Consider the following 17,253-nt stretch of genomic DNA (forward strand, 5'->3'; position numbering starts at 1 on the left):
ATGGCATGATTTGTTAATCTCTTTCTCCCTCTCCACCTCCTTATATTTAATATTTTAATTTATTTTTCCAAACTTTAATTCCGTGTTTTAACCGTTTTTGTTTCCTCATATATTACATCTACAGGCTTAAATACACCGTTATAAGCAATATATGATTTAATATATATAATATATATACTTAAATTTATCGCTTGTCAATACTTAAAATAAAATTGTTAATTAATCTATATTGATATATAGATTAATATATCGGTAATATCGTTATTTTTCTTTTATGACTTAATTATATTACCTATTTTGTTAATGTCAATACCTTTCTTTAACCCTTTCTTTAACCCTTTCTTTAATCCTGCGTTAGAAATTAAATAATGCACACAAATATTATGTATCTCTGGATTCCCGCTTTCGCGGGAATGACGACTGTAGGGTTAAAACCTTAATCTCCGCATAGTCCCAACCCGCTTCAGCGGGAAAGTTCAGGATAAACTTCACGAGCACGAAGTGCGAGAGCGAAGCGTTAATCCAGATTTAACATAGCTTTTGAGTATATAATGTAATTTCTAATGCAGGATTAAGGTATTTTTTTCTATTTTTTTACATAAACTATGTACTCAGGAAGGCTTATTTCATAAGACAGGAACTCGTGGTTAGTTTTTTTGCAGTAGCTTTTTAAATCCTCTACGATACCCTCGTCCGAAGCCACGACCTTCAGTACGGAACCCTCGGGTATGTTTTTAAACTCCTCCGCCACCTTCATGATAGGCACCGGGCAGGATAAACCGAATGTGTCAATCTCGTAATCGTGCTTCATAATCTTTTACGCATGCTCGAGTAAATCGTGTTCGTTCTCGTCATGCTCCGGCGTTTCCACCCTGCCTATCGGTCCCTTACCCGCCTTTCTTGCCTTGTAATCCTCCACGGCAAGATGAAGCGCGTCCGCGGCAAGATTGGAGCAGTGCATCTTAACGGGGGGAAGCCCGTCTAAAGCCTCGGCAACAACCTCGTTAGATACTCTTTCCGCCTCTTCGAGCGTCTTTCCTTTTACAAGTTCGGTTACCATTGAACTTGTTGCGATAGCCGCTCCGCAGCCGAATGTTTTAAATTTTATATCGTCGATTTTATCGTCTTTAACCTTTATATATATTTTCATTATATCGCCACAGGTCGGATTGCCGAGTTCCCCTACCCCGTCCGCATTTTCGATTTCTCCCACATTTCTTGGATTTTGAAAGTGATCCATAACTTTTTCCGAATATACCGGCATAATGCTACCTCCGTATTTTTATTATTAAATTTATGATTTAAATTTATACTTTATTTTTCTTTTTAACCTCTTCGTAAAGGGGCGACATTTCTCTTAATTTATTTACCACCCCCGGAAGCTCCTTTACAAAATAAGCGGCGTCTTCCAGCGAATTGTCCTCGCCCAAAGAAATAAGCAGCGAGCCCTGCGCGAGCGCAGGGTCAACCCCTATCGCGCTTAACACATGGGACGACTTTAAAATTTTAGATGTGCAGGCTGAACCGCTTGCCACCATAATTCCGTTATTGTTCAGCCACATCAGCATCGATTCGCCCTCGATATATTTAACCACGAAGTTTAAATTGTTAGGGAGTCTTTTTTCGGGATGCCCGTTAAGATATACCTCGTCTAAGGAACCCAATACCCCGCTTACTATATCTTTTTGAATAGGTAAAAGATGCGCCGTCCTGTCCTTTAACTCTTTTTTTGCCAGTTCGCATGCAACGCCGGCGCCCGCAACGGCAGGAACATTCTCCGTGCCGGCCCTTCTTCCGAACTCCTGAATGCCGCCGTCTATTAAAGGCATTATCCTGATTCCCTTTTTAAGATAGAAAAGCCCCGTTCCCTTCGGACCGTAAAATCTGTGGGGAGCGGCCGAAAGCATATCGACGCCCATCTCTTTGACATCGGTTTCGATAAAGCCGCATGAAGTATTTGCATCGGTGTGCATGTACGCCGCCGAGTTTTCATGAACTATTTTGGAAATTTCTTTAATATCCTGAATGGTGCCGATTTCGTTCGATGCGTGCGTTATGCTGACAAGAATCGTATCCTTTCTTAAAGCGTTTTTGACGTCCATAGGGTCAACCGAACCGTATTTGTCAACAGGGACTTCGCTGACCTCAAAACCAAGTTTGGCCAAAGCCTTAACGGCGTTTAAAACGCTAAAATGTTCTATTTTAGAAACGATTATATGTTTTCCTTTATCCATTCTGGCAAAAGCCGTTCCTTTTATCGCAAGATTGTTAGATTCGGAACCGCTCCCCGTAAATATCACCTCGTTACCCGCCGCATTTAAAAGCTCCGCCGCCTGAAGCCTTGCCTTGTTCAACGCCTCTCTCGGCTCGTCTCCCAGCGTGTGAATGCTCTGCGGATTGCCGTATTCCTGCATAAAAAAGGGCTCCATAGCCTCTTTTACCTCCGGTCTCATCTTAGTTGCCGCAAAATGGTCAAAATTTATTATCTTCACTTTTGCCTCCAAATCTAATCTAGAATAAATATTATATATAATATATAAAAATTAGTTTCCGGTTGAATGATTTACTTTCTTTAAGTAAAACATACTTTACTAAATTAGTCAAGTATTATTGCAAAAAAATTTTTTATTTAGAAAAAAGGGGTTAAAATAAAAAAGGGGTCTGATTTCAAATCAGCCCCCTTTTTTCTATACAAAAATGATACCTACTTTAATGAGTCTAAATAGGACGCAAGCTCAAAAAGCTCTTTTTTGGAAAGCATTTTGTGGTCAGGCATAATAGCCATATATGTTTTGCCGTTTATTTTCACCATGGAACCTGGTTTAAAATGCTTTGCGGGCGTCGCAATTTGGACTTCAAGCCATTTAATAGAATGTTTAAGCGCTCCTTCTTTCGAAAGGTCGGGACCGACATTGCCGCCCTTCCCGTTTATTGCGTGGCAGGCAAAACAATCGATGCCGTTTTTGTGGGAATGAATGAGTTCGGCTCCAAGCTGCGCGGCCGATAACTTAACAGGAGCAGTAATTGCGTGAACGACGATATAACCTATAACAATAACAAGAACGATAAAAATAATCGTAAAACCCTTTTTCATAAACCCCCCTTATATAATTTAATAATCAAATTTCATTAAAGAGTTAATGGTATGCGGCTTTAGTTTATCCGTGCCGTTTAAAAACGAAAGCTCGGCTAAAAACGCGGTATCCGCCACCTCTGCGCCGAACTCTTTCACAAGGTTAATTGCGGCAAGAGCCGTACCGCCGGTTGCCAAAACATCGTCGGCGATAATTACCCTGTCCCCTTTTTTTAATGCGTCTTTATGAATTTCAAGCGTCGCGCTTCCGTATTCTAAGTCGTAGCATAAAGAATTGCACTCGTACGGGAGTTTGCCCGGCTTTCTGACAATTATTACCCCTGCTCCAAGCCTGTAAGCAAGCGCGGAACCCACCACAAAACCCCTCGCCTCTATGCAAACGACATAATCTATCTTTTCGTTCAGATATTTGTTTGCAAGGCTATCGATGGAAAATGCAAAAGCCTTGGGATTCGCAAGTAGGGGCGTTATGTCTTTAAAATTAATTCCTTTCTTGGGAAAATCTGGAATCTCCCTGACAAAGCCCTTTAAATCGTCGATTGAATTGACTGAATTTAACTTATCCATATTTTATTATACCCCGACTTAAAAAAACTAAATTATTATACAATATCGTAAAATGAAATTCAAATACAAAAAATATATCCAAATCCCGATTTAGAAAATATTTAAGATATTCCAATAATTAAGTAATTCTGGATTCCCGCTGAAGCGGGTTGGGACACCCCAAAGGATGAATATTTAAATCGCAGTTCAGTCATTCCTGCGTAAGCGGGAATCCAGAATATAAAATCCTAAATCGGAATTTGGGGATATATACCCATGTATTTACGAGGCAGAGGTTTTATTTATAAAGCCCGAGCCTGAGCCTTATTACAGCGAAAAAAGCCTCAAAAATTATGCCGTTTGACATCTTGGATTTACCCTTAGTTCTTTCGTAAAATATTATAGGGTATTCCCAGAGGATGCAGTCTGCCTTTTTCATCCTGTATTTCATCTCGATTTGAAAGGCATATCCCCTCGAACTAATGCCGTTTAAATTTACCTTTTTAAGGCAGTTTACATCGTACATATTGAAGCCGCCAGTCAAATCGCTGATTTTAACTCCCGTAACTAATTTGGCATAAATATTTGCAAAATAGGAAATCAAAAGCCTTTTCATACTCCAGTTTATTATTCTTATCCCGCCGTTATATCTTGAACCGACAATCATTCCGCACTTTTTATCATTCATAAGATTAATAAAACCCGCAATTTCATCTGGATTATGAGAAAAATCGCAATCCATCGTAATAACATAATCGAAGCCCCCGTCCATGGCAAACTTAAATGCCGCAACATAAGCCGTCCCAAGACCTAATTTCTTTTCCCTTGAAATAAGAAACAGATTACCTCCCCTGACCCCTCCCTCAACAGGATGGAAACGCTTTTGGTTGCCGAAGGTAAACCCCTTTATGATTTCCTGAGTTCCGTCCTGCGAATTATCGTCTATTATTACAAGGCTAATCGTAACATTCAGCCCCCTGACCGCTTCATTCTCATTTAGATTTAGAACGGATTCTATCATCCTTCCCACATTTTCTCTTTCGTTATATGTCGGTATTGCCACAAGTATTTTCATATCTTTTAAAACATCCTTTTTTTAATATGCCTTATAGCCCTTTTTGCGTTAAAATCTTTCATTAAATACAGATAATAAACCCTAACCGGTCTAAATTTAATGTAAATATCCAGCCGGCCGATTTTTTTTATCGATTTAAAATCCTTCTTATATGTCCGCATCGGATTTATAATATATTTGCTATCCATTATAAAGATGGCATTCTTTCCGTTTATTTTGTTTAAATTTTGCCACAGGTCGTATTGATTTAAAAACCCCGATATATTATAAATATTCACCGCCGGTTTATAGCCCCCGTAATACACAAGTTCATCCGCAATAGCATAATGATGCGTTAAAACAAAAAGCGGATGATAAACCGCCTCATATCCTTTATAAACAATACCGATATACCTTGCCCCTTTCCCCCACCCAAAAAGGTCGTTTGTTATGTCGGCCGTTTTGGGTTTTCCGGGTATATGGGGAATTAATGAAAATATCCAGCGTCTTTTAAGGTTTTTTTCCTTATCGATATACCTTATTATTTTTCCTATCGGTATCGAATTATAGTATATCTGGTTGTATAATACAAAACTTAAGAAAAAACCGGAAAATATCGCAAAATACAGATATGATTTGGCGGCCTTCAATTTTAATTTTTCCCACAGTTTTATTTGGCTTCTGCTTTTACTAATCCTATCCGCAACATATCCCATGATAGGAAATGCGGACATGTAGCCTATATCCGGCCAGTGAACTAGTATTCTATGGGAATATCCGTTTATAATAAAAAAAACCAGAACAGGAAGCGATAAGCAGACGGAATACAAAAATCCCCCGGCAATATCCGCGTAAGATGCAGCCTCGGACTTATCTATAAATGGGTCTGATTTCAAATCAGACCCATTTATATTCCTGCCAAACCATTGCGAAATAAATTTTAAGGAATAAACGAATGTCCCGATTAAAAACAGATAGACGAACGGCGTAACCACTAAAAATTGTCCAAGCCACCCTTGCATAAATAAAGATATTCCGGGTTTCGGGTGCGAAAAACCGTGCGAGAGCTGAAATTTAAAGGATATAAAATTATGAGTAATATTCCAATAGATTACGGGCGAAAAAACAAGAAGGGCGGCGGCAAGAGCCAGATACGGATAAAAAGTTTTTAAAACGGCTCTATTTTTTTTAGAAGCTAATAAATATAATAAAACGGAAGGTGGAATTAAAGCGGCGGTATACTTGCTTAAAAATGCAAGACCTAAAAACAAACCTGCAAGCATCCATAAAATCAGGTTATTACGAAAAAAGGGGGCCGATTTTAAATCAGGCCCATTTTTTACATTATTCGAGCTGCCTTTAACGGCTTTATAAAATAATATCAGGAAACACAGGTAGAAAAACAGCAGGGATGCGTCGGGCAGCATCATAACTGATAGGGCGGTACTAAATATTACCGCCGATAAAAAAAACAAAAAAGCAAAAAAAGACGCCCTCTTATTTTTAAAGAGCAGGTGCGATAGGTAATATATTAAAAAGCCGTCGAAAAACGAAAAAATAACCGCGCCAAGCCTGACATTAAGCTCGCTTTTTCCAAAAAGCCCCGTAAAAAAATAAATAACATAGCCGACGAACGGGGCGTCATCAAGATAACCCAATGACGGCTTTAGCGACCAAACGAAATAGTGGGCTTCGTCATTGCCTAAGTTTAAAGTGGAGGCAAGGTGCAGATGAACGATAAATGCAAGTATAGATAATGAAACCAAATAAAATTCGTACCTGTACCTGCCGTAATATGTATTAAAATAATCCAAAATTTTGTCTATTGTGCTTTTCAATGCGTAAGGCTTCCATTACATAATTAAACCGCTCGCTTAATTCCAAAGACGCATCCACGGTTATAAAACAAAAACCCCGGGTTTCCGCATGGTTTTTAAGTGATGATGAGTCTTGAGGCTCAGGCTCCTCAAACGCCTTTTTCTGGTTCAGATAAACCGAAACACCTGCTTCCGAATACTCTTTCTTGAATTTCCTTTCCCCGCCTCCGGTCTCCTTTTTTAAGTCCTTGATGGCATTTTTATTTGCCAAATGTTCGGCTGACTGCCTGTCTTCAAGCCTTTTTAATATAACATGCTCTTTATCTTCATATATTTTAGAGTATATAACGACAAAATTACAGTCTTTTTTTTCAAAATAGCTAATAAATTTTTCCCTGTGCTCTTTTTTTAAAAAAGTTGCGTCGAATATTACGCTTTTACCCTCGTTAAGCCGCTGCGCCCCCTCCTGAAACATATTGTCGTAAACCGTTTCGCTTGCCTTCCTGCCGTATTTGAATATTTTATCCGTAAAACCGAACATTTCCTGTCTTAATCTATCCGACTTTATGTTTTTGGCATAAAAATAGCTTGCCAGCAAATCGGAAAGGTTGGTCTTTCCGCTGCCTGACAAACCGATATTAAGAATAACAACAGGTTTTTTAAAAAACAGGGTATAAAACAGGGCTAAATTTAAATGTTTCAGTCCTCCGCAGTGCCTGCCTGAAAGAAGGTCGATTTTGGCTCTTACGACGGACCTGTATGCCTTAAAAAAGGGGATTATAAAAGGTTCGTATTTTTCATACTTTTCTATATCCTTTTTATAGTTAAAAAATCCCTTATAATAATCAAAGAATTCGGCGGATTCGTAAAAAAAACCGTGAAACTCGAAATCCATAAGCAAGAACGCAATATCTAAATATAAATCCTGATTTCTAAACTTTTCGTTAAACTCCACGCAGTCCATCAGGCATACGCCTTTAATCCTTTCCCTGCCGCTCACGGCAATATGCTCCATTCTTAAGTCGCCGTGAAGGTCTCTGATGAAGCTGTTTTTGATTCTTAAATTAACAAACTCGTTAAACATTTCCGATTGCAAAAACTCATTGTAAAACTTTTCCATATAGTTCAAAATATCAAAAAGACTCTTTATATTTATTTTGAACCGCTCCTCATTGAGCTCTGGATTAACGCCTCCGCGGGAGTGACAGCGGTCAAAAAAACTTTTTATATTTACCTGTCCCTTTATATCGTCTTTAAAACTATTAAGAAGTTTCCTTACGGCTAAAAAGTTATCGTCCCAGTTCTCCTTATAAACTTCTGTTTTACCAAAACCGCTTATCCTTTTTGAAGAGTTTGCATTTTTATGAAATAGATAAATTCTTTTGGCAACCTTTTTTAAAACATCTAATTTATTAAATTTATAATTTTTAACGCCATTTTTATTAAACGAATCCAATATATTATTTAAAAACCCTTCGTCCGCCGCATATTTCATTCTTACAAAAACATCTTTTAATATACCGCCTTTAAAGCCGATAAAATAACCGCCCTTATTTTGCCTTAATTCCTGCAAATCTATATAAATGCCTGAGCAAGCCCTTCTGTTTAAAGAAAGTTCGCGCCTTGCAAAAAATCTTCTTTTTTCTAAGGACGAATAATCGACAAATCCAAAATTAACGGTTTTTTTTTGCTTATAGACAAATTTTGGCGTTATAAAAACGCGTGATATATGGGTTTGGATAATGCGGATTAAGCTTGAAGAGATTTTTTCGTATTTAGATATAGCATTAATAATTTTTTGGGTTTCCTCAGTTTCCTCGGGGTTAGTTCTTAGCATTACCCCTCCATACCTGCTTCCTCTGCCATTTTTTTAAGTTTTTTTAACGCCTTAACCTCGATCTGCCTGATGCGCTCTTTGGTGAGATTAAAAATTAACCCTATCTCGTTAAGCGTTCTCGGTTTTTCATAGTTAAGCCCGTATCTCAATATTATGACCTTTCTTTCTACATCGCCAAGCATAAAAAGCCACTTGTTTAAGAGCTTTAATGTTTCTATTTTATCGAGCATATCAAAAGAGGATGTGCCTTCCTCATCTTCTTTTATAATATTTGCAAGGGCTAAATTTTGTTCGCCGTCCTGATTTTGATTTTGCGGAAAGGAAGAATCTAAAGAATACACATTGCCGATAAAACCCAAAATTTTTTCGAGTTTTTTCTCCTCTATTCCCATGTGTTTTGCGATTTCGCCCATATTCGGCTCTCTTTCCAGTTCGCCGGTCATCTCTTTCGCTGCCCTCGAATATTTAAAAAGGTTTTCGGAAATGTGTATGGGAAGCCTTATAAGCCTGCCTGAATTTAATATGCCCCTTTCGATAGACTGTCTTATCCACCATATAGCATAGGTTGAGAATCTGAAGCCTTTTTTAGGAATAAATTTATCTACGGCCTTCATAAGTCCGATATTTCCTTCCATAATTAAATCGTCGAACGAAAGACCTCTTCCGAGAAATTTTTTTGCCACATTGATAACAAGTCCAAGGTTAGATTTAATCATTAAATCTCTGGCTTCCTTGTCTCCTTCCTGCACTTTTAAGGCGAGATTATACTCCTCTTCCTTTGTTAAAAGAGGGTTTTTTTTAAGATACTTTAAGTATTGACGGGATATAACATTATCATACGACGGGGGTATGGAGACTTTTTCGCTGTTTTCTAAAACTGCAGGCTTTTCTTCATCTTTATTAATTTTTGTTCCCGGCATTATAAATATAAGATAAAAGATTATAATTATTTATAATAATACAAATATAATAAAGAAAAATCTTATATGGAAGAACGCTCAGGATTTAAAACCGTCCTTGCCTATAAGTCTAACAAAATTTGCAGGGGCAATATTATTAGAATACATTTTACCATTTTTTTTTTCTATTACAAAGATATTTTGTGCACCGCTCATTTCAAGGGGCATAATCATTATGCCGCCCTCGCTTAACTGGGCGAAAAGCGCCTCGGGAACATCGGGGGAACAGGCTGTAACAATTATTCTATCGTAAGGGGCGTATTCTTTAAACCCGATAGTCCCGTCTCCGATAATAAATGTCACATTATGAATGTTAAGTTTTTCAAGAATATCCCTCGCCTTTAAAGACAGGTCCCTTATCCGTTCTATCGTAAAAACACTCATGCAAAGCGTGGACAAAATAGCCGCCTGATAGCCCGAACCGGTTCCTATCTCAAGAATTTTGTGGCTTTTATTTAAACAAAGAGACTGCGTCATTAAAGCAACAGTGTAAATGCCGGATATTGTTTGATTATGACCTATGGGAAGCGGCGCACCGGTATAACTTAATTCTTTTAACGATTCCTCGACAAACTTTTCTCTCGGAACGGTTCTTAACGCATAGAGCACATTTTTATCAGTAATTCCTTTCGAAACAAGAGCCTGTTCGGTAGCCCTGTCTGGGGAGTTTTTAAAATTTACCATAAAGTTATGCCCTCAAATCCGGCAATAAGATTCATTAAGCCCTCTTTCTGTTCAGGATTTAATATTATAAAGAAAATCGATATTTTTTAATCTTTCCATTGCTTTATAATTTGTCATATCGAGATGTATGGGCGTAACGGAGATAAGCCCGTTATGGACGGCCTCGTAATCGCTTCCCTCCACATCTTCGAACCTGATATTTTTACCCCAAATCCAGTAATATTTTCTCCCGCGGGGGTCTATCTTTTCGACGACAAAGTCCTCGAAATAACGCTTCCCTTGCCTCGTAATAAGATATTCGAAGCTGTTTTGCTTATTTATTATCGTTTGGGGTATATTTACATTGAGCAGGGTATATTCAGGCAAAGAATGCTTATGAACGGCAGAGGCAAGATTGGAAACAAATTCTGCCGCCTTTTGGAACGATAATTCAAGATTGTCTTCGAGAGAGGGGTCTTTCGGCAGATACCCGCCGCCTTTGTTTACAACCAATGAAACGGCTATCGACTTTATTCCCATAATAGCCCCCTCCATTGCCGCGGACACGGTTCCGGAGTAAATGACATCGTCGCAAATATTGCCGCCGTAATTTATGCCGGATATGATTAAATCGGGCTTGGACTTTAAAACGGAATGAACGGCAATATTAACGGCATCCGTAGGGGTTCCATCGACTGAAAATATGTCAGGTTTGATTTCATTGACTCTTAACGGCCTATCGATGGTTAAAGAATGTGAGCTTGCGCTTCTTTCTCTATCGGGAGCGACAATTACGACATCGGCAAATTTTTTAAGCTCTTCGAATAAAATATTTATACCTGTTGCATAAACCCCGTCATCATTTGAAAGAAGAATATTCATTACTATTTTTTTCTCGATAACAAAAGGGACTTAACAGAATTAAGTTCATTATGAATATTTTTTATAAGCTTGATATTATCGTCTTTTTGAGATGATTTTGCCTTTATCGCTTTTTTTGCCCCTTCTATCGTAAATTTTTTATTATACAAATAATCCTTTATCAGCAAAAGCTTATCGATATCGGATTTTAAATAAAGCCTGTGAGAACTTTTAGATTTATGCGGCTTTAAGAAATTGAATTCTGTTTCCCAGTATCTTATGACATAAGGCTCAATTTCTATTATTTTTGCAACTTCCCCGATTTTATAATAAAGCTTCTCATCTACCGGATCCATTTTTATATTTTTTATTTATTTTCGATTTCAAGACAACCGAGGACTTAAACTTTAGCACCTTTCTTTCGCTGATATAAATAGGCTCGCCTGTTTGGGGATTCCGTCCCTTTCTTCGCTTTTTTTCTTTAATGAGAAAACTTCCAAAACCGGTTAATTTAACCTGTCCGTCTATTTCCGCTTCCGATTTTATAAGATCAAAAAAAGAGTTTACATAGGTTAAAGATTCGGCGGAGGTCAAGCCAACCTTACTGCGAATCTTATTTGTTAAATCGGATTTAGTTAAAGACATTTATTATTAAGGTCCTCGTTTATTAAGGTCTAATCAGGGTTAAATTTAATAGGGCTTTAAAAATTTTAATTGGATGTTATTTCTTTAACCAAACCGGAAAACGCGGCCGGATCGGTTAACGCAATTTCAGCCAAAACCTTTCTGTTTAAATTAATCTCTTTCTTATTAAGCGCATTAATAAATTTTGAATAAGATATACCGTTTGCCCTGCATGCGGCGTTAATCCTAACTATCCATAACCCTCTGAACTGCCTTTTTTTGACTTTTCTATCTCTATAAGCGTAATTAAGCCCTTTTAAGACAGTTTCCTGTGCCGATTTAAAAAGCCTGCTTCTTGCGCCGTAATAACCTTTCGCAAGTTTTAAAACCTTTTTATGCCTTTTTTTTGTTAAAATCCCTCTTTTTACCCTTGACATTATTTAACTCCTTTTTATTATAAATAAGGAACAAGCCTTTTGATATTCATAGCGTCAACCGAATTAACGACAGCGCTTTTCTTAAGTTTATTCTTTCTTTTCCGAGCCTTTGAAGTCAATATATGACTTTTGTTCGCCTTATAATGAACCACCTTTCCGTTAGCCGTAATCTTAAACCTCTTCTTTGCTCCCCTGTTGGTCTTAATCTTTATTTTAGCCATTTTAGAACCCCTTAAAATAATAAATAACGATAACTGTATAGTTTACTATGCTTTATAATAATATATTTTGCGATAAACAGGCTTATTGCGCCTTTTTTGCTTTAACCGGAACGATTACAGTGCTAAATGTTCTTTTAACATCCGGCTTAATCGGGAATTCGGGGATGCCGAATTCTTTAATATCTTCTATGACTCTTAATATTACCCTAATTCCTAAATCGGTATGCACAAGTTCTCTGCCTTTAAATGTAACGGCTAGCTTTACTTTGTTTCCTTCTTTAAGAAAGTTAATTATATTTTTTAGTTTAAACCTGTAATCATGCTCATCGGTATTAGGTCTAAACTTAACCTCTTTTATGTGGATAACAACCTGTTTTTTCTTGGCTTCCTGAAGTTTTTTGTTTTGCTCGTATCTAAATTTGCCATAATCCATTATCCTGCAAACAGGAGGCGCGGCATCTTTGGACATTTCAACCAGGTCTAAAGACTTTTCCTTTGCAAGTTTAATAGCAGCAAATAAAGACATTATCCCAACCTGCTTGCCTTCTTCGTCTATAACCCTGACTTCTTTTGCCCTGATGCCTTCGTTAATATCTGTCTTAGTATTTTTTTGTATGCGAATCTCTCCTTTATTCATTAAATTATAGTTTTAAAATTATTGCATAATTCACGCTTAGTGTCAAGAAAATTTAGCATACCGTTATGCCATTTTCGCATATTTACTTTGCGGATAATCCCGCCGCAGAATATTCTTATAATAATTTTCCGTCTTTTTATCGTTTAAGTTTTTATAGCATACCGTTAAATAATATAAAGTCTTTGGAATAATGGGCATCCCGGGGTACTGCTTAAGGACGGTCTTAAACATATAAGCGGCCGGCTTCCAAAGGCTTGCGTTAAAATAGTAAAGCCCCGTAAAAAAAGTGTTTTCGGATAAATCTGTATTTATTGTTTTAATATATTTAAGAGCCGTTTTAGAATATTTCGAATAAGGATATTTTGATACCAATTCTTCGAACATAAGCTTGGCATGCTTTAAGGGACTCTGTGTTCTCCCTGCCGCCTCTTTCCTTTTATAATATGACATAGCCGCATAATACATCGCAAAAGGGGTATATTTAGAGCTGGGGTGGAGGCGGATAAAATCCATATAAGCCCCCTGCGCCTCTATGAACTTTCCTCCAAGATAATAGGCATCGCCGAGCTTTAACTCCGCCTCTTGCGTATTGTGATATGTGGGGTAGTTTTCGATAAGGGCTTTAAAGTTTTTAGCCGCACTGGAATAATCATGTTTACCTGCATAAAAAAGGGCTTTTTTGTAATAAACATCGGGAGGCAGGATATGTTTTTTGACATTTTTAGCGCATCCGGTTAAAAAGATAAGCGATGCCATAAATACTGTTATTGTCATTATGGTTATAACCGATAACCGGTATATTTTACTTTTCATATTACTCCCCGTTAAAATCGTTCATATAAAATACCGAGCTGCCTTTTGAAACCGCCACTTTTATTTTAACATTATAAAGATAATCGTCAACGACTATTTTTAAAGGAACCATGACTCCGCCCTTTAGAATATAATGTTTAAAATAGATAGTCTCGAGCATCTTTTTATGTTTTACGACGGTGATTTTCTCGATAAGGTATTTTCTGTTGACATAAATATAATAACTATTATGATGACCGTGACGACCGCCGTGTTTTTTATGATATTCGAAAAAGAATCCGCCGGCCGTATTATAAAAAACATCGGAATTCTTAATTTTATAAAGGCTGTTTAAATTTAAAAAAATTCTAAACGCCCGAAAAAGTTTTCCATACAAAAGTCTTTTTCCTTGATATTTTTTCCCCGAATCAAGAAAAAAGACTTTATCTTTGCCCTTGATTATTTTAGCATAAAAAAGCGGGGTGCCGTACATATCAAGGATAGTAAACTTTATATATTTGTTCTTGATGTATTTATAAAGCCCTGCTTCTTCGAAGGGAAAATACCCGTCGTTTGCCGTTATTACAAACCTTCCGGACATTCCTTTAAAATTTTCATAATTCTTTGCAAGCCCCGTTAAAACCTCTTTTTTAGTTTTATATGGGGTGTTAACCGGTTTTTTAAACTTTTCGGTTTTTTTAATGTAATAGCCGCATCCGCTAAAGCCTAAAGATGAAAAAATTAAAATAGTAAGAATAGCGGATATAGCTACATATTTCAGCTTTAAAGATTCCAAAATTTTATTAATTTAATTTTTATAAATATCCCCTTTTTCATCTATTACCAATACCTCCGGCGCGTTAATGCTTCCTTTAGTAATATCCGAAAATTCAACGCGCGCCTGCTCAAAATTGTCGATATTATAAAGCTTAAAACTCTCCCTTTTAAGCAAAAACTCTCTTATTAAACCCTCGACCTCAGACATCCCCGAACCCGACCTTCCGTATATCTTTACCATATTGTTTTAGTAAGCATAAAGTCCTTAGACATGGATTTTAGAAGGCAATAAATCTCTCAGCATCTTTTCTAAGATTTTTTCGATTTCGTTAAATTTTGAAATATCGGTTGAGCCGCCCTGCGCAAAGTCTCTCTTCCCGCCGCCCTTTCCGCCGACCTGCCCGTTTAAAAGTTTAACTATTTTGGATGCGTCTATACCGCCTTCGGCGGAGCAGATATAAATTAATCTCTCTTTATTAATTAAAGAAACAAAAATCACGGCGCTGTCCCCCTCTGGAAAATCCCGCCTCAATTTTAATATGTTAATCAATTCCTTGAGATCGTCCTGAGATAAATCTTCGAACTTAGAAATTAAACAGGAGGCGGAGCCGATGTTTTTAAATTCTTTAACAAGCCTTTCCGATTCAAAGGTATTCAGTCTTAACTTAATATCGCTGTTCTCCTTTTTCAGATATTCGTAATCATAATAAAGATTGATTATTTTATTATACACATCCGGTTTTGAAGCGCCCAGCAATGAGGCGATATTATTCAGGTTGTCCTCTTCGATATATAATTGATTTAAATAGTTGTAACCTGTAACCGCTTCAATCCTTCTTATGCCGGAAGCAACGGAAGACTCGCGCATTATCTTAAAAAATCCTATTTCTCCCGTTCTTGATACATGCGTTCCCCCGCAAAACTCCTTTGAAACATCCCCCATCGAAACAACCCTGACCGTATCCTCGTATTTCTCGTCGAAAAAATGAAGCGCTCCCGCGTTAAGCGCGGATTTGACATCAAGCTCTTCAACTTTGACCTCCAAATCGGAAAAAATATATTCATTCGTCAGAGATTCCACCTTGCGCAATTCATCGTCAGCAATAGGCTTTGCCTGCGTAAAATCAAACCTCAATCTTTCCGAATCCACGGACGAACCCTGTTGAACGACATAACTTCCCAAAACGGCTCTCAAAGCGCTCTGCAAAAGATGTGTGGCGCTGTGATTCGATGCCGTTTTTTTTCTGATATTTTTATCGACCGTAAATCTTGCCGCGGCCGGCGCAATATATTTACCGAATATCCTTCCATAGTGCAATATTATGCCGTTTTTTGTTTTAAAAGTGTTGGAAACCCTTAAGCTCCCGTCTTCCCATTCTATTATCCCCTTATCCCCAGACTGACCGCCGCCGTCCGGATAAAACGGAGTAATATCGGATATTGCATAGCAGGCATCGCCGTCTTCCAGTCTCCCCGTTAATTCACCTGATTCATTCAAAAACCCAAGTATTTTGCCGTGAACGTCAAGATTGTTATACCCGGTAAAGTCTGTCTTTGGAAAATTTAAATCGATATCTAAAATGTTAAATTTTTCCTTTTTTTGTTTTGAACCCTTTTTCTGAATATCCATAAGTTCGTCGAATCTTTTTAAATCTAAAGACAGATTATTTTCCGATGCAATATCTATAGCCATATCTAAGGGAAAACCGTTAGTGTCGTAAAGTTTAAAGATAAAGTCGCCCGGTATAATTTTCCCCTTGTTGTTTTTTAACTCCGATATTTTTTCTTCGAGAAGTTTTAAGCCGAAACCGACCGTATCGTTAAATTTATCGTGCTCTTCGGACATTATCTTCTCAAAAACCGTGATGGCGTCCCTTACTTCGGGATAAAACCCGCCCATTACAATTACGACGATATTTCCCAAATATATTAAGTTTTCCAATGTTAGATTTAGCTTTAAAGAAAATCTGATAAGACGCCTCATTATCCTTCTAAAGACATATCCTCTGCCTTCATTTGACGGGAAAACCGATTCCGCAGCCAAAAACATCGATGTCCTGATGTGGTCGCTTATCACTCTAACGGCTGTATCGTAATTTTCGTCGCCGCTGTTATACATTCTGCCCGTGATGCCGTCTATCTCGCTTATGTACGGCTTAAAGACATCGGTGTCATAATTTGATTTTACATTCTGTAAAACCCTCACAATTCGTTCGAGCCCCATGCCTGTATCTATCGACGGTTTCGGAAGCCTTGCAACGGAACCGTCTCTTTCTTTGTTGAATTCCATAAAAACAAGATTCCAAATTTCCAGATATCTCCCGCAATCGCAATTTATATCGCACTCTTTATGTCCCGGCTCGGAATAACCCGTATCGAAAAATATCTCGCTGGAATAGCCGCATGGACCTGTTTCCCCCATCTGCCAGAAATTCGAATCGTCTCCAAGCTTATAAATTTTACTTTCGTCAAATCCGATAATATCTCTCCATATCGAATACCCCTCCTCATCTTTTTTGTGAACCGAGACATAAAGATTATTTTCGTCCATCTCCAGAATGTCTTTTAAGAACTTATATGCAAAGATAACGGCATCCTTTTTAAAATAATCCCCGAAAGAAAAATTTCCAAGCATCTCAAAAAAGGTATGATGACGGGAAGTCTTGCCCACATTTTCCAGGTCGTTATGCTTGCCGCCCGCCCTCATGCATTTTTGGACGGTTACGGCTCTTAAAAACGGCGGTTTAACCTGACCCGTAAAATATTCTTTAAATTGAACCATGCCTGCGTTAGTAAACATAATGGACTCGTCGCCGGCGGGAATTAAAGAGGAACTTGGCACAAAGGTGTGACCTTTCCCCTTAAAATAGTTTATAAATATTTCTCTTAATTCGCCTGACAGTAAATTTTTCATCGGTAAAAAACCATTAACCC

At 37.7% G+C, this 17,253-nt stretch carries 19 protein-coding genes; all 19 read right to left on the reverse strand.

Going from position 1 to position 17,253, the window contains the following annotated elements; all coding sequences use genetic code 11:
* Positions 1–586 precede the first annotated feature (586 nt).
* The 19 genes from EVJ47_00755 to alaS all read right to left on the reverse strand — a co-directional run bounded on the left by EVJ47_00755 (position 587) and on the right by alaS (position 17,233).
* Positions 587–811: a sulfurtransferase TusA family protein gene (locus EVJ47_00755; GenBank protein RZD14848.1), complete on the reverse strand. Its 225-nt coding sequence runs from the start codon at positions 809–811 to the stop codon at positions 587–589.
* Between the two features lie 6 nt (positions 812–817).
* Positions 818–1,264 carry a Fe-S cluster assembly scaffold protein NifU gene (nifU, locus tag EVJ47_00760; GenBank protein ID RZD14849.1) on the reverse strand — a complete coding sequence of 149 codons (447 nt, stop codon included), beginning with the start codon at positions 1,262–1,264 and terminating at the stop codon, positions 818–820.
* Positions 1,265–1,307: 43 nt separating this feature from the next.
* Positions 1,308–2,453, reverse strand: coding sequence for a cysteine desulfurase (locus EVJ47_00765; protein RZD15526.1), 1,146 nt, complete (start codon positions 2,451–2,453; stop codon positions 1,308–1,310).
* A 251-nt stretch (positions 2,454–2,704) separates the two neighbouring features.
* Complete coding sequence (locus tag EVJ47_00770; protein RZD14850.1) at positions 2,705–3,094, reverse strand: cytochrome c; 390 nt, start codon at positions 3,092–3,094, stop codon at positions 2,705–2,707.
* Between the two features lie 18 nt (positions 3,095–3,112).
* A complete protein-coding gene (locus EVJ47_00775; protein RZD15527.1) occupies positions 3,113–3,634 on the reverse strand; it encodes an adenine phosphoribosyltransferase in 522 nt (173 codons plus the stop codon).
* A gap of 304 nt (positions 3,635–3,938) precedes the next feature.
* Positions 3,939–4,715 carry a polyprenol monophosphomannose synthase gene (locus tag EVJ47_00780; GenBank protein RZD14851.1) on the reverse strand — a complete coding sequence of 259 codons (777 nt, stop codon included), beginning with the start codon at positions 4,713–4,715 and terminating at the stop codon, positions 3,939–3,941.
* 5 nt (positions 4,716–4,720) lie between these two features.
* Positions 4,721–6,532: a hypothetical protein gene (locus EVJ47_00785; protein RZD14852.1), complete on the reverse strand. Its 1,812-nt coding sequence runs from the start codon at positions 6,530–6,532 to the stop codon at positions 4,721–4,723.
* Positions 6,495–8,348, reverse strand: a complete 1,854-nt coding sequence (locus tag EVJ47_00790; GenBank protein RZD14853.1) for a hypothetical protein — start codon at positions 8,346–8,348, stop codon at positions 6,495–6,497. Before EVJ47_00790 ends, EVJ47_00785 begins: the two co-directional genes overlap by 38 nt.
* A complete protein-coding gene (locus EVJ47_00795; protein RZD14854.1) occupies positions 8,348–9,268 on the reverse strand; it encodes a sigma-70 family RNA polymerase sigma factor in 921 nt (306 codons plus the stop codon). Before EVJ47_00795 ends, EVJ47_00790 begins: the two co-directional genes overlap by 1 nt.
* A gap of 78 nt (positions 9,269–9,346) precedes the next feature.
* Complete coding sequence (locus tag EVJ47_00800; GenBank protein ID RZD14855.1) at positions 9,347–9,991, reverse strand: protein-L-isoaspartate(D-aspartate) O-methyltransferase; 645 nt, start codon at positions 9,989–9,991, stop codon at positions 9,347–9,349.
* A 51-nt stretch (positions 9,992–10,042) separates the two neighbouring features.
* A complete protein-coding gene (gene surE / locus EVJ47_00805; protein RZD14856.1) occupies positions 10,043–10,852 on the reverse strand; it encodes a 5'/3'-nucleotidase SurE in 810 nt (269 codons plus the stop codon).
* A 2-nt stretch (positions 10,853–10,854) separates the two neighbouring features.
* Entirely contained in the window at positions 10,855–11,187 is a 333-nt protein-coding gene (locus tag EVJ47_00810) for a MerR family transcriptional regulator (protein ID RZD14857.1), read from the reverse strand.
* On the reverse strand, positions 11,171–11,476 hold the full coding sequence (locus tag EVJ47_00815) for an integration host factor subunit alpha (protein ID RZD14858.1): 306 nt from the start codon (positions 11,474–11,476) through the stop codon (positions 11,171–11,173). The genes EVJ47_00810 and EVJ47_00815 overlap by 17 nt, the downstream gene beginning before the upstream one ends.
* A gap of 65 nt (positions 11,477–11,541) precedes the next feature.
* The gene (locus EVJ47_00820) at positions 11,542–11,892 is read right to left on the reverse strand and encodes a 50S ribosomal protein L20 (GenBank protein RZD14859.1); all 351 of its coding nucleotides are present in this window, start codon (positions 11,890–11,892) and stop codon (positions 11,542–11,544) included.
* Between the two features lie 17 nt (positions 11,893–11,909).
* On the reverse strand, positions 11,910–12,113 hold the full coding sequence (locus tag EVJ47_00825; protein ID RZD14860.1) for a 50S ribosomal protein L35: 204 nt from the start codon (positions 12,111–12,113) through the stop codon (positions 11,910–11,912).
* A gap of 82 nt (positions 12,114–12,195) precedes the next feature.
* Positions 12,196–12,750, reverse strand: a complete 555-nt coding sequence (locus EVJ47_00830) for a translation initiation factor IF-3 (protein ID RZD14861.1) — start codon at positions 12,748–12,750, stop codon at positions 12,196–12,198.
* Between the two features lie 63 nt (positions 12,751–12,813).
* A complete protein-coding gene (bamD, locus tag EVJ47_00835) occupies positions 12,814–13,563 on the reverse strand; it encodes an outer membrane protein assembly factor BamD (protein RZD14862.1) in 750 nt (249 codons plus the stop codon).
* A 1-nt stretch (position 13,564) separates the two neighbouring features.
* Complete coding sequence (locus EVJ47_00840; GenBank protein ID RZD14863.1) at positions 13,565–14,338, reverse strand: hypothetical protein; 774 nt, start codon at positions 14,336–14,338, stop codon at positions 13,565–13,567.
* A 246-nt stretch (positions 14,339–14,584) separates the two neighbouring features.
* Complete coding sequence (gene alaS, locus EVJ47_00845) at positions 14,585–17,233, reverse strand: alanine--tRNA ligase (GenBank protein ID RZD14864.1); 2,649 nt, start codon at positions 17,231–17,233, stop codon at positions 14,585–14,587.
* Between the last annotated feature and the right edge of the window lie 20 nt (positions 17,234–17,253).

Origin of the sequence: Candidatus Acidulodesulfobacterium ferriphilum (assembly GCA_004195035.1) — a bacterium.
In the GTDB taxonomy this organism is placed as follows: domain Bacteria; phylum SZUA-79; class SZUA-79; order Acidulodesulfobacterales; family Acidulodesulfobacteraceae; genus Acidulodesulfobacterium; species Acidulodesulfobacterium ferriphilum.

Bases quoted from the DNA above. Each gene is read 5' to 3' on its own strand.
- alaS (RZD14864.1), bottom strand. From the start codon at position 17,233: ATGAAAAATTTACTGTCAGGCGAATTAAGAGAAATATTTATAAACTAT.
- EVJ47_00810 (RZD14857.1), bottom strand. From the start codon at position 11,187: ATGGATCCGGTAGATGAGAAGCTTTATTATAAAATCGGGGAAGTTGCA.
- EVJ47_00765 (RZD15526.1), bottom strand. From the start codon at position 2,453: ATGAGACCGGAGGTAAAAGAGGCTATGGAGCCCTTTTTTATGCAGGAA.
- surE (RZD14856.1), bottom strand. From the start codon at position 10,852: ATGAATATTCTTCTTTCAAATGATGACGGGGTTTATGCAACAGGTATA.
- EVJ47_00800 (RZD14855.1), bottom strand. From the start codon at position 9,991: ATGGTAAATTTTAAAAACTCCCCAGACAGGGCTACCGAACAGGCTCTT.
- EVJ47_00795 (RZD14854.1), bottom strand. From the start codon at position 9,268: ATGCCGGGAACAAAAATTAATAAAGATGAAGAAAAGCCTGCAGTTTTA.
- EVJ47_00830 (RZD14861.1), bottom strand. From the start codon at position 12,750: ATGAATAAAGGAGAGATTCGCATACAAAAAAATACTAAGACAGATATT.
- nifU (RZD14849.1), bottom strand. From the start codon at position 1,264: ATGCCGGTATATTCGGAAAAAGTTATGGATCACTTTCAAAATCCAAGA.
- EVJ47_00825 (RZD14860.1), bottom strand. From the start codon at position 12,113: ATGGCTAAAATAAAGATTAAGACCAACAGGGGAGCAAAGAAGAGGTTT.
- EVJ47_00790 (RZD14853.1), bottom strand. From the start codon at position 8,348: ATGCTAAGAACTAACCCCGAGGAAACTGAGGAAACCCAAAAAATTATT.
- EVJ47_00815 (RZD14858.1), bottom strand. From the start codon at position 11,476: ATGTCTTTAACTAAATCCGATTTAACAAATAAGATTCGCAGTAAGGTT.
- EVJ47_00820 (RZD14859.1), bottom strand. From the start codon at position 11,892: ATGTCAAGGGTAAAAAGAGGGATTTTAACAAAAAAAAGGCATAAAAAG.
- EVJ47_00770 (RZD14850.1), bottom strand. From the start codon at position 3,094: ATGAAAAAGGGTTTTACGATTATTTTTATCGTTCTTGTTATTGTTATA.
- EVJ47_00780 (RZD14851.1), bottom strand. From the start codon at position 4,715: ATGAAAATACTTGTGGCAATACCGACATATAACGAAAGAGAAAATGTG.
- bamD (RZD14862.1), bottom strand. From the start codon at position 13,563: ATGAAAAGTAAAATATACCGGTTATCGGTTATAACCATAATGACAATA.
- EVJ47_00755 (RZD14848.1), bottom strand. From the start codon at position 811: ATGAAGCACGATTACGAGATTGACACATTCGGTTTATCCTGCCCGGTG.